Source organism: Psychrobacter proteolyticus (assembly GCF_039762275.1).
Taxonomy (GTDB): domain Bacteria; phylum Pseudomonadota; class Gammaproteobacteria; order Pseudomonadales; family Moraxellaceae; genus Psychrobacter; species Psychrobacter proteolyticus_C.
The window spans coordinates 16,012-29,033 of the sequence record NZ_JBDLOB010000001.1 but is presented as its reverse complement, the minus strand read 5'-3'; the positions used below and the strand labels follow the sequence as shown (position 1 = coordinate 29,033).

Sequence of the window (13,022 nt, the reverse complement as noted above, 5' to 3'; positions counted from 1 at the left end):
CATCAAACCTTAAATTCTATTATTCTTATAATAAAGATTATTAAAATATCGCAACGATACGAGTTTTGATGATGCGCGCTGCGTTTATCTATCTTTGTCATATCAGCGCTACCCTCTTTTTTGCTTTTGTCTTACAGGTCACGTTATGAGTCAACTCAATCCCAAACAATCCGAGGCCATGCTCTACGTATCTGGTCCATTACTTGTACTTGCAGGTGCGGGCTCCGGCAAGACCTCTGTGATTACGCGTAAGATTGCTTACCTAATCCAAGAGTGCGACATGCCAGCTGAGCGTATCACCGCCGTGACCTTTACGAATAAAGCGGCACGTGAAATGAAAGCACGAGTCAGCAAACTGCTACCAAGCGAAAAAATGCGCGGGCTAACGGTGTCGACGTTTCACCAGTTTGGTCTACAGTTTTTACGCTATGAGCTGATTCATACTCCACTAAAAGGCAACTTTTCCATCATGGACAGCGACGACAGTAAGCGATTGCTGATGGAGCTGATGATGCGCGATAACTTAAGCGGCGCTGAAAGCCGCGAGTTGGTCGGTAAAGCCATCAAAATGATTTCCGATTGGAAAAATGACTTGGTCGAGCCTGATAAGGCGATGGAAACGCTAGACGATCCAGAAGACATGATTTTTGCCACGTTATACGCACTTTATGAGCGTAACTTGCGTGCTTACAATGCGGTCGATTTTGATGACTTGATTGTATTACCAACCAAAATATTGCGTGAGAACAGAGAACTGCGTGACAAATGGCAGAACCGTATTCGCTATTTATTGGTCGATGAGTATCAAGATACCAATACCGCCCAGTATGAGATGATTAAGTATTTGGTTGGGCCGCAAGGTCGCTTCACCGTGGTTGGTGATGATGACCAATCTATCTATGCGTGGCGCGGGGCAAAGCCCGAAAACATGGCACTGCTAAAAGAAGATTTTCCAAAACTAAAAATCGTTATGCTTGAGCAAAACTATCGCTCAACCACGCGTATCTTGACCTCTGCCAACGCCGTTATTCTAAATAACGAGCATTTATTCGAAAAGAAACTATGGTCGGATAAAGGTCAAGGCGAAAAAATCCGCATCATTAACTGCCGTAATGACGATGATGAATCCGAGCGCGTGGCCAAAGAAATCGTCACGCATAAGCTGCGTTTCGGCAATGAGTGGGAACAGTATGCCGTACTGTACCGCAGTAACTTTCAAGCACGTATGCTAGAGGCACAACTGCGCCAGCTGCAAGTGCCTTATAAATTATCAGGCGGTCAGTCATTCTTTGCGCGTAGTGAAATCAAAGACATCATGGGCTATCTGCGCCTGATTTTGAACCCCGAAGATGACAGTGCGTTTTTGCGTATTATCAATACACCTAAGCGCGGTATGGGACCTGCAACGCTAGAAAAACTTGGTTTGTTTGCGCAGGAGCACAGCATATCGTTACTGGCCTCTTGTACTCATGCAGGTCTGACTCATGTATTGCCGTCAAAGGCTTATGGTACGATAAAAGAGTTTGGTGAATTCATCGAGCACTATACGCGTGAGCTGGATCAACACCCAGACCCTGTGCCGATCGTACGCCAGATGATTGATGAGACAGGTTATATTGACTTTGTCCGTAGCGATGCCAAAACGCCGCAACAAGAAAAAAACCGTATTGATAATATCGATATGCTGTACACCAGTATTCAGTCCTTGATTAATCGCGCTGAAGAAGATGAAGACCGAACGATTGATACCATCATTCGTAAGCTGGTTCTGCTTGATATGCTTGAGCAGCAGCAAGAAGAAGAGAATACCAACAAAGTCAACTTGATGACCTTGCATGCGGCAAAGGGCTTGGAGTTTGATTTTGTTTATATCATGGGGCTTGAGGAAGAGATGCTGCCGCATCGCAACTCTATCATGAGTGAAACGGTCGAAGAAGAGCGCCGTCTGATGTACGTGGGCATTACCCGTGCGCGTCGTGAGCTGACATTGACGCTCGCGACTCAGCGCCGTGCCGGTGGTCAGATGCGCGTTACCTCAGAATCAAGATTTTTGGACGAGCTGCCTGAGGATCATATTGATTGGCCTGCCAAAGCGAAAAAGAAAAAAGCGACCAAAGACCCAGAAGCCGTTGCTGACGAATATCTGGCCAATATTCGAGCGTTACTGGGTAAGCGTTGATCTTACTCAAAACATTTAAGCATCTGAGTAATAAACACTTAAGTAAAACGCTCAAGAGAACACGCTTTAGACTGCGTAAAAAACGATTGTTATAATCGTTATTGTTCTTCATATACTGTAAAAACTTGGAACACTTATGCCTACCCCGACGCCCAATCAGGAACGAACCGCCATGCTGTCAGGAGACTATAACTCGGCTGAATATAGTGCCGAATATAAGCTTCTGTATCTGCAGGGTTTGGTTGCTGACAAAGCATACGAGGCCATTACAGAGTTTTTAGAAAAGCAGTCCGAATATGAGATTGCCAACCTACTAGAGTCCTTCCCAACTCAAAACCGTCTGTTGATTTGGGCGCAGGTGCCAGAGCATATCAAAGGTGAGGTACTTGCCGAACTAGATGTCGATACGCGCCAGCCATTGATGGAGAATATTTCTTCTCAAGAAATCTCCTTATTTACCCAAGACCTTGATGCTCAAGACATCTCTGAGATTTTGGACACTGTCACTGAGAGCGTACGTACCTCGGTTATGGCAACGCTGGACGAAGAGACGCGGGTTCAAGTCAACAAGCTTGATACTTATGCCGACTGGGAAGTGGGTAGCTATATGGATCCCGATATTATCCAGATAAGGGATGATATCTACCTAGCAGATGTGCAAGAATGGCTGCGTGAAAACGACGACCTGCTCGATGACGAGAGCCAAGAGCTGCTCGTTGTCGATCAAAGCCAGCAATTACTAGGGCTATTGAGTCTAGTAGATTTAATCAAGCATAAGCAGAATACCTTGGTCTCGGAGCTGATTGACACTGCCATTACGATTAATGATCGTTTGGATATCCAAGATGCTGCTGCGATTTTTCGTTCAGAAGACATCCGTTTTGCCCCAGTCATCAATAGCCATGGCGAGCTGGTTGGTCAACTAAACGGTGAAGACATCATGGAGATTATCCAAGATGATGTCGACAGCACCATGAAAAACCTCGCTGGTGTTAGCCAAGATGAAGAGCTGTTTGCCCCTATCCTAACCAGTGCTAAAAGCCGTAGCGTTTGGCTAGGTATCAATTTATGTACCGCCCTATTGGCCGCAGCAGTGATTGGACAGTTTGAAGAAGTACTAGCACAAGTCGTGGCGCTAGCGATACTGATGCCAGTGGTCGCTAGTATGGGCGGTATTGCTGGCTCACAGACGCTGACGGTCGTTATCCGCGGTATGGCGATGGGTCAAATCGGTGGTTCTAACCGTGTCTGGCTGTTGAATAAAGAGCTATGGGTGGGTGCGATAAACGGTATCATCTGGGCGATAATTATGGCGTTTATTGCTCAGTTATGGTTTCATGATATTAAGATCAGTGCCGTCATCGGTTTTGCCATTGCGATCAACATGACTGCGGCTAATGTCTCGGGGATCAGCATACCGTTGATGCTAAAACGAATGAATATCGACCCTGCTCTATCTGCTTCGGTTATCCTAACGACCGTCACGGATATCGTCGGCTTTATGTCATTTTTAGGATTGGCCAGCGTGTTGATACTTTAGTTAAACGCTGAATTGCTGAATTGCTGAATTGCTGAATTGCTGAATTGCTGAATTGCTGAATTGCTGAATAATTAAAATATAGAGTTGTTATTTATATAAAAATGTCGAATAAGATTTGTTTAAAACTCTAGTTCAAAGCTCGAGTTTAAAATCATAATTTAAAAACCATCAAATCGTTAAGTGAGTGTGTTATGCAAGCTGTACAAGTTAAAGTGGTAAACCCTAAAATTACTGAAGATAAAGCGTTTTCTTTACCAACTCGTGCCACCGATGGCAGTGCAGGTATTGATTTACGTGCTTGCATCGATGAGCCATTAACGATTAAAGCAGGTGAAACCCATTTAGTTGGCACTGGCCTTGCGGTTTATATTCAAGATCCTAATTATGCAGGTATGATTTTACCGCGTTCAGGTCTTGGTCATAAGCACGGTATCGTCTTGGGTAACTTGGTTGGGCTAATCGATGCCGACTATCAGGGCGAGCTGATGGTTAGTATTTGGAACCGCAGTAACGAAGACTTTGTTCTTAATCCAAGCGATCGCATGGCACAGTACATCGTGGTACCTGTTGCGCGTCCTGAGTTTGAAGTGGTTGCAGAATTTAGTGATGAAAGCGTACGCGGTGCGGGCGGGTTTGGACACTCAGGTCGCCAATAGTAGCTATTTTGATGGTCCATCCTGTTAGTAATTTTTAGATAGCGATTAGAATTTTGCTTGAGCTATATATAAAACCTTGCGCTATTCATTTTTTATTTATCATTGAACACCTATCACGGTTATAAGGAGAGTAAGCAATGCCACCTTTTGCGGCGCAGCAATCCTTATTCCGTGCTTATGACATTCGTGGTACCAACCAGTATTTTACTAGCAGTTTTATACAAGCGTTAGGCGATGCGTTTGCTATTCTCTACAATTCCCAAGACAGTCAACCGTCTCGAAATATCAATGCTAGTACCTCTGTTGATACTAAGCAAAATGTTGTCGTTGTTGGTTATGATATGCGCGTTGGTAGTGAAGCCATTGCACATACACTCTCTACTGTATTAGCTCAGCAGGGTTTACGCGTAATCCAGTTAGGTCTGATTACTACACCGATGATGGCATTTTGGGCAATGCAGTATCAAGGTCATGGCATTGTCGTAACAGCGAGCCATTCTGCTAAAGACATACTAGGTATCAAATGGTTAGTAAATAACAAGTCTCCTAGTAGCTCAGAGATACAGACGCTCTATCATCAACTCACCGCCAATCATGGTCATCACACCTATCCCGATAATCAAGCTAACAACCCTATCTGGTTTTCAGAAGGCATTAAAAATCTTAAGAGTAGCCACGACTCAAAATTACCAATTGATTTGCTTGAGCAACTACCTGCTCATCAAGTAGCAAGCGTCTATATCGATGCTATTGCGCAGGTATTTGAACAATTATTTCAACACCATCACTCGGCAACTGCAGCCAATCAGAAAAGCGCCTATAAACTTGATTTGGTCATAGCCATTGACTGTATGCATGGCGCCACTGGGAGCATTGCTCAACGCCTGTTTGAACGTTTTTGCCAGCATGTTATTTTTCTCAATGACAGACCTGATGGTAATTTCCCCCTTGGTAATCCAGATCCCACCGAACCAAACCGCTTAAACGAATTGCAACGAGCCGTTGTTTTGCATGCAGCAGATATAGGCTTGGCGTTCGATGGCGATGGCGATCGTTTGATGATCGTTGATAACAACGGCAAGATAGTTACGCCCGATCATTTGCTCTATCTATTGGCACGTATTGCTATTACTGAACATCCTAACTCTCTTAGCGACTCTTTATTAGCATCTGAAGTTCTTTTCGACATTAAGTGCGCCCATCATTTGCCAAGACTGTTATCTGAGCTTGGTACTACACCTGTAATTAGCAAAACTGGCAGCAGCTTTATGCGCCAGCAGGTACAGCATCCTGACAATCAGATTGTCTTTGCTGGTGAATTATCAGGGCATTTCATCTTTAATGACAGCCGCTTTATCCCTTATGATGATGCGATGTATGCCGCATTACGGTTGCTGCATTGGCTTGACCAAACTCAGAATGATGCTAATGATAAAAAACAACTATCAGATATCATCCAAAGCTTGCCCACTATAGTCAGTACTACTGACCATTACTTGCCAATGCCGCAAACGGCTACTACCGACTGCTCTCTCGTAGAACAATTAACGAGATTTTGTCATTACTTGCAGTATCTAGTAGATATGTCTACTCATAGTATTTCTTCTTCATACAGTCAGCAATTAGAAGACACTTATCTGCCCGCCACGACATGCAGGTCATCAGCGTGTACTTGCGCTACTGCGAAGACGCAAATAGCATTAAAACAGACGCATGAATTATTACCTGTAGGAACCAAGCTGAGCTGTATCGATGGTGTGCGTTTAGATTTTGCGCATGGCTTTGGCGTACTGCGCCAATCAAATACCAGCAATAGCCTGACCGCGCGCTTTGCGGGTGACAGTATAGATGACCTAAAAGACATTCAGGCGACATTTGGCGCTTTATGCCGACCATTTAACGCAGCACTAGCAGAACAGATTCTTGCTATTCCTGCGGAGTAGCCTCATAAAACATATAACTGTCTCATTGGACACAGTAGAAAAACAACCAATTTAAAACCGGCCCTTAGGAGTTTGTAATGACGCTTAACTTAGATGATGCCAAAAACACCGCTGAAGTATTGACCACTGCTCTGCCTTATATCCAACGTTTTGTTGATAAACTCATCGTCGTAAAATACGGCGGCAACGCCATGACCGACCCTGAGCTTGAAAGCTCATTTGCTCGCGATATTGTGTTGTTAAAAACCGTCGGTATGCATCCAGTAGTCGTACATGGTGGTGGCCCGCAAGTTGATAATCTCCTAAAAGAGCTCGGACGTCAATCAGACCGTATCGATGGCATGCGAGTCACTGACAAAAGCACCATGGATATCGTAGAAATGGTCTTGGGCGGTAGCGTCAACAAATCGATTGTTAGCTTGATTAATAAACATGGCGGTCGCGCGATTGGTCTTACAGGTAAAGATGCAAACTTGATTCAAGCCAAAAAACTGATGATGGAAAAAATTGGCGCAGATGGTATCGCTGTACCAGTTGACTTAGGATTCGTCGGTGATGTGGTCAGTGTCAATAAAGACGTGATCAACATGTTAATTGCCTCTGATTTTATCCCTGTAATCGCGCCACTTGGCGTTGACGCTGAAGGCAATACCTACAACATTAATGCTGACCTAGTCGCAGGTAAAGTAGCGGAGTTTTTACAAGCAGAGAAACTGATGCTATTAACCAATATCAAAGGCGTATTGGGCCGTGATGGCGAAGTGGTAACTGGACTCACGCCAAAGAAAGTTGATAGCTTAATCGAAGATGGCACTATCTCAGGCGGTATGATTCCTAAAATTCAATGTGCGCTGGATGCGGTACGTAGCGGCGTCAAAAGTGCGGTAATCGTTGATGGCCGTGTTCCTCATGCGACCTTACTTGAGATTTTCACCAACGAAGGGGTTGGTACGCTCATTAGTCGCGAGATAGACTTATCATTGAGCTAGCAACATGTAGCAATACTAGATATAAAAAAGCTAAGTGTAGAGAAGCCCGAGTTAGTAAAACGCTCGGGCTTTCTTATGTATTTTTATACTTAATAGATAAGCCTAGCTTAATTTTTATAAATTAATTTTACGAAAAAACTTTATCAAACTCAGATTCATCGAAGCCGCATAGTAATACGGCTTGATCTTTATCTGCCACCTGACCTTCTACAATCGGACGTTTGATCATGCTGGTATTTTCCACAAGTAAATCTATCGCGCTGTCTACACTAGCATCAGCCGCTTGCTTTTGACTGTCGTCTAGCTTGCGCCATGTCGTACCACGCTTATTAAGCACTTTGTCGATACCTAGCTCATTTACCCAGCGCTGTACCGTTTCTTTCTCAATATCTTGTTTCTTATAATCGTGAAAATTATAGCTGACATCTAAATCGTCTAGCTTAGTGAACGCTTTTTTCATCGTGCTACATGATTTGATACCGTAAATGGTGATGGTCATGATAAATCCTCATAAATATTCATTAATTTGTCTATTATACCTAAGGCTGACGGGATATAGAGAATGCTTTACTTTTAATCGTCAAACCTAGTAAGCAACTGCATCATATCGTCGCAATTTTCGCCAAATTACGCTATGCTATGGCATTGTCAAATTCCACCTATTTTGATCAGTATTAAACAAATCCGTATTAAATAAATCAGTATCAACCAATTTCGAGCCGACTATGAGCAACGCCGTGACAGCAGACCAAACAGAAAACAACTATTATAACCCACAAGCGATAGAAGCCGCGCAGCAGACCAAATGGGCCACTGACAAGCGCTTTGAAGTAAGCAACGAGCCAAGCGACAAGCCAAGTCGTTACATGCTGTCGATGTTTCCTTATCCAAGTGGTAAGCTGCATATGGGCCACGTCCGTAACTATACGATTTCTGACGTATTGAGCCGTTATTATCGTCTCAAAGGCTATGAAGTTATGCAGCCAATGGGCTGGGATGGTTTTGGCCTGCCAGCTGAAAACGCAGCGATTGCTAACCAAACGCCACCTGCGGCATGGACATTTGCCAATATTGACAGCATGCGTGCGCAGCTTAAATTGCTAGGCCTGTCTATTGACTGGTCACGTGAATTTGCCACTTGTAGCCCTGAGTATTATCAGTGGGAGCAGTGGTTATTTTTGCAATTATACAAAAAAGGTCTAGTCTACAAAAAGCTGTCGACGGTCAACTGGGATCCTGTTGACAACACTGTTTTAGCAAACGAGCAAGTCATCGATGGCAAAGGCTGGCGTAGTGGTGCTGCGGTCGAAAAACGTGACATCCCTATGTACTACTTCAACATCACTGACTATGCTGATGAGCTATTAGATGATTTGGATCAGCTAGAAGGTCACTGGCCATCTGAAGTACTAACCATGCAGCGCAACTGGATTGGTCGTAGTGCCGGTATGGAAGTGCACTTCCCTTATGAGCTTGCTGGCGAAGAAAACACCTTAGATGTGTTCACCACTCGTCCTGATACCTTGATGGGTGTGACTTATGTCGCTGTTGCCGCAGAGCATCCACTTGCACAGTATGCCTCTGAGCAAGATGACGCAATCGCTCAGTTCTGTGCCCTTTGCAAAAAAGGCTCAGTCGCTGAGGCTGATTTGGCTAAAGCTGAAAAAATCGGTATGGATACAGGCCTAACTGTTACGCATCCTTTGACTGGTGAAGAAGTGCCAGTGTGGGTAGCAAATTATGTCCTAATGAGCTATGGCTCAGGCGCCGTCATGGCGGTACCTGCTCACGATGAGCGTGATTATGAATTTGCGGTTAAGTACAACCTACCGATCAAACAGGTCATCAATACCCCTGATGGCTATTTTGATGAGCTAAAAGCAGATGCCAAAGCAAACGATAGTGAAGTAAATCTTGCTTATACTGAGCGCAACACTTTGGTTAACTCAGGTGAGTTTGATGGTCTAGACTTTGAGCAAGCATTTGAAGCAATGCTAGCCAAACTTGAGCCAAAAGAGCTGGCTAAGAAAAAGATCCAGTATCGCCTACGTGATTGGGGTGTCTCTCGCCAGCGCTATTGGGGTTGCCCTATCCCAATGATCAACTGTGAGCATTGTGGTACGGTACCTGTTGAAGAGCAAGACCTACCAGTTGTATTGCCAACCGACGTCGTACCTGATGGTCGCGGTAATCCACTTAAAAATATACCAGAGTTTGTCAATACCACTTGTCCTAAATGTGGTAATCCTGCTGAGCGTGAGACCGATACCTTTGATACCTTTGTAGAGTCAAGCTGGTACTATGCACGCTTTGCTAGCCCAAATGATGCGCAAAACATGGTCAACAAGTCTGCTGCCAATAAATGGTTGCCGGTCGATCAATACGTCGGCGGTGTCGAGCATGCGGTGATGCATCTGTTGTATGCGCGTTTCTTCCATAAGCTTATGCGTGACGAAAACTTAGTCACAGGCGACGAGCCATTTGCCAATCTAATGACCCAAGGCATGGTGCTTGCTGGTACGTTCTACCGCGTCAATGCGGATGGCAGTACGACCTACTATTTTGCAGAAGATATCGATATTGACTTCAACGAACGCGGTCAACCAATCAAAGCTATCTTGAAGTCAGATGGACAGCCAGTGACGATTGGCAAAATCGAAAAAATGTCTAAATCAAAGAATAATGGTGTAGATCCACAGCTAACCATTGATAAATATGGTGCTGATACGGTTCGTCTATATACGCTATTTACTGCGCCTGCGGATCAAACGCTTGAATGGTCAGACGACGCGCTAAAAGGTCCTTATAACTTTGTGAAAAAAGTATGGCGCATTGCAACCGACCATATGCAAGCGCTAACGGCCGTCAATATCAATATTGATACGCTTAATAGTGCTACCTTGAACACAGACGGGTTGAGCAAAGAAGCCAAAAACTTACGTCGTAAAACGCACGAAACGATTGCTAAGATTGACAGTGATTTGGGTGATCGTCTGGCATTGAACACGCCAGTATCAAGCCTTATGGAACTTGCTAATGAGCTGACTGGCTTTAACGCGAGTAATGAGCAAGAGCTGCACGTCAAACACGAAGCATTGACCAATCTGCTAATTATGCTATCTGTATACGCGCCGCACGTTGGCGAGCATCTGCTTGAGCAGTTGGGTCTTGATACCTTAACATTGGACTACCCAACCGTGGATGAAAGTGCGCTGGTACAGGACATGATCACCATGGTGGTACAGGTCAATGGTAAGATGCGTGGTAAGATGGATGTCGCACCAAACAGCGATCCTGAGCAGCTAAAAGAGCAAGCTCGTACTATGGAAAGTGTGGCAAAATTCATCACTGGCGAGATCAAAAAAGAAATCGTCGTTCCTAACAAACTGGTTAACATCGTGGTTGTAGGCTGAGGTATCTTGGGCTAAGTATTTTGGGCTTAGTGCTCTAAGCCTTCTTATCATATGAGGATAGCGTTTATGTCATACAAGCATCGAGCTGAGCAGGCGCAACCAGAATCGAGCGCACACAGCCTAGCTAACAAAAAGTCCCATGGCCAAAAGCTCGGAGCAATCCTATTTGCTACGCTGCCAATGTTTGCGGTGGTAGGTGCAGCCGCTGCTCTTAGCGGCTGTGGCTTCCAGCTGCGTGGCTACGACTCAGCGATGCTGCTTGACGTCGAAAAAACAGCTGTTATTATCGAAGACAATCGCACCTCATTCCCGCTGAAACTACCATTGACGCGTCGCCTAAAGACATTAGGTGTCGATGTTATTGGTAATATGAGCTCAGAAGAAGTTGCTCGTAATAACCAACAAGCAGGGGCTGAGTCTATTGCCGCTATCGATATCCGTAATGTACGTTTTAAACGTTACGAATTGGTTGGGGTATTAACAGAGATTCGCTTGGTACTATCAGCAGATGTCAGCTATCAAACGATGGAAAATGGTAAGCCTGTAACACTGAGCAACCCCATTCAGGTCGAGCGAAGCTATCAGTACAACGAAGCATCTGTCAGTACTGACGATCAGCAAGGCGATCAGACTCGCGATTGGCTCTATGATACTTTAGCCCGCCGTATCACTGACCAGTACGTTGCTATCTCGCTTCCGAAAGTCGCACCTGCTGCCAAACAATCTGTGCAAATGAATAAAGGTTTGACACCAACCGTTGTCGTCCTACCACAACCGGAATAGTTAGTCGCTCTGATTATCAAACGATACCATTTCTAGAAGTATGAGTAGCAAACTAAGCGAGCGTAAGTACTACATTGAGTAGACTAAGCTAGCTTGACACTGCTGATCATATTTTAGAACTGGTATTACATGCTCATCAACCTGTGTAACACCACGCTATGCAAGATACTTTCATAAAAGCCTATCCAAAACTACTGCAACCTTCCGTTGCGGTAGCGGGCTTGTGGCTGGCGCACGGTGACGAGCCACTGCTGAGTCAATGGTTGATAGATGCGCTGCGTCCACACTGGCGCGCGCAAAATTACGCAATCAAACGTATAGAGCTGATTTCTGTCAAGAGTTGGCAAGAAGTACTGTCAGAGCTTGGCAGTCAGTCTCTATTTGATGATGCCAGCGCCTTAATCGTGACGGGCAATCATAAACCTGACAAAGCAGTTATCGCCGAGCTGGAACGTTTTGCGGTCGAGGCACAAGCTGGCACACACGGTCATAGTGTGTTGTGGCTCACACCTAAGCAAGACAAACGCAGCCAGAGCAGCAAATGGTTTGCTCCTTTTTCACAATACGGCAATGTCATTGATTGCAATTTGTATAATGAGCAGCAGCGCCAACAGCTACTACAAATACAAGCTCAGAAGTTTGGCTTACGACTGTCTCAAGAAGCGTGGCAGCTACTCATGTCACACACTGAGCATCATTTGCTAAGTGCTTATCAAACCCTATGGCGATTGTCTTATCTGTTTGCACCGCAGCTAGTGGCTAATAACAGTACTAGTGAAGATAGTGCTAATGACAGTAGCACCGAACAATCTAATAGCTTTTCACAACCTGTGAATAATGTGGCATTGGATATTGCAGACCTACAAGCAGCATTGGTCAGCGACGCGCAATTTAGTGTGTTTGATTTGTCTGATGCGATGCTCGCGGGTAATAGTACGCAGGTTGCCAAAATCATGTTTCAGCTAAAGTCGACCGATGAGCCCACTACTTTAGTGCTCTGGGCTATTAGCAAAGACATGCGTCAAATCATTCAACTTATGGACGGTCAAGACCCTCAAGCATTAGGCATTTGGCGTAGTAAGCAAGGGTTGTACCAACAAGCCTGCCGTCGTCAGTCAAAAACGCACACGGCCGAATGGCCTGCCATGCTTTACCGCTGTGACCAAGCTATTAAAGGTCTTATTCGCCAGCCAGCATGGGAGCTATTATTACAAGCAGCACTAGAGCTCGCAGGTAAGCGTTTATTTGCGATGCGCTAAGACTGATCCGCTTGTCACCACCTTTTATTGTTGCGCTTAGCCACGAGTTATCCATCTCTTCTCTTACCAATCTATACGTTTTTCTTATTAGTTTATACATTTAAACGCTATAAATCCAGATTCTACTACCCTATCTTATTCTCCTATAATCTCCGTTTTATTGATTTTTAGTAAGCATTTCTTTTCTGTACCTGTCTCTATTCTTGGCTACCTTAACCTTTCGTAAACTAATTTCCATTCCCTTTTGTAGGTGAAGTCTC

The 13,022-nt window shown here is 44.7% G+C and carries 9 protein-coding genes; 8 read left to right on the top strand and 1 reads right to left on the bottom strand.

What is annotated here, in order from left to right:
- Positions 1 to 145: 145 nt before the first annotated feature.
- The 5 genes from ABFV72_RS00115 to argB all read left to right on the top strand — a co-directional run bounded on the left by ABFV72_RS00115 (position 146) and on the right by argB (position 7,307).
- On the top strand, positions 146 to 2,179 hold the full coding sequence (locus tag ABFV72_RS00115) for a UvrD-helicase domain-containing protein (protein ID WP_201547616.1): 2,034 nt from the start codon (positions 146 to 148) through the stop codon (positions 2,177 to 2,179).
- Between the two features lie 136 nt (positions 2,180 to 2,315).
- Positions 2,316 to 3,719: a magnesium transporter gene (gene mgtE, locus ABFV72_RS00110; RefSeq protein ID WP_101206268.1), complete on the top strand. Its 1,404-nt coding sequence runs from the start codon at positions 2,316 to 2,318 to the stop codon at positions 3,717 to 3,719.
- Between the two features lie 191 nt (positions 3,720 to 3,910).
- On the top strand, positions 3,911 to 4,375 hold the full coding sequence (dut, locus tag ABFV72_RS00105; protein WP_347161682.1) for a dUTP diphosphatase: 465 nt from the start codon (positions 3,911 to 3,913) through the stop codon (positions 4,373 to 4,375).
- A 137-nt stretch (positions 4,376 to 4,512) separates the two neighbouring features.
- Positions 4,513 to 6,318: a phosphomannomutase gene (locus ABFV72_RS00100; RefSeq protein WP_347161680.1), complete on the top strand. Its 1,806-nt coding sequence runs from the start codon at positions 4,513 to 4,515 to the stop codon at positions 6,316 to 6,318.
- Positions 6,319 to 6,395: 77 nt separating this feature from the next.
- Positions 6,396 to 7,307, top strand: a complete 912-nt coding sequence (gene argB / locus ABFV72_RS00095; RefSeq protein WP_347161678.1) for an acetylglutamate kinase — start codon at positions 6,396 to 6,398, stop codon at positions 7,305 to 7,307.
- Between the two features lie 127 nt (positions 7,308 to 7,434).
- On the opposite strand, the gene ABFV72_RS00090 is transcribed toward argB, so the two are convergent.
- Positions 7,435 to 7,806, bottom strand: coding sequence for a Spx/MgsR family RNA polymerase-binding regulatory protein (locus ABFV72_RS00090; RefSeq protein WP_347161676.1), 372 nt, complete (start codon positions 7,804 to 7,806; stop codon positions 7,435 to 7,437).
- Between the two features lie 226 nt (positions 7,807 to 8,032).
- Between ABFV72_RS00090 and leuS the strand changes: the two genes are divergently transcribed.
- The 3 genes from leuS (at position 8,033) to ABFV72_RS00075 (ending at position 12,762) form a co-directional block, all read left to right on the top strand.
- Positions 8,033 to 10,720: a leucine--tRNA ligase gene (leuS, locus tag ABFV72_RS00085; protein WP_347161674.1), complete on the top strand. Its 2,688-nt coding sequence runs from the start codon at positions 8,033 to 8,035 to the stop codon at positions 10,718 to 10,720.
- Positions 10,721 to 10,786: 66 nt separating this feature from the next.
- Positions 10,787 to 11,503 (top strand): hypothetical protein, encoded by a 717-nt coding sequence (locus ABFV72_RS00080; protein ID WP_347161673.1) that lies wholly within the window; start codon positions 10,787 to 10,789, stop codon positions 11,501 to 11,503.
- A 158-nt stretch (positions 11,504 to 11,661) separates the two neighbouring features.
- The gene (locus ABFV72_RS00075; RefSeq protein ID WP_347161672.1) at positions 11,662 to 12,762 is read left to right on the top strand and encodes a DNA polymerase III subunit delta; all 1,101 of its coding nucleotides are present in this window, start codon (positions 11,662 to 11,664) and stop codon (positions 12,760 to 12,762) included.
- The last annotated feature ends 260 nt before the right edge of the window (positions 12,763 to 13,022 follow it).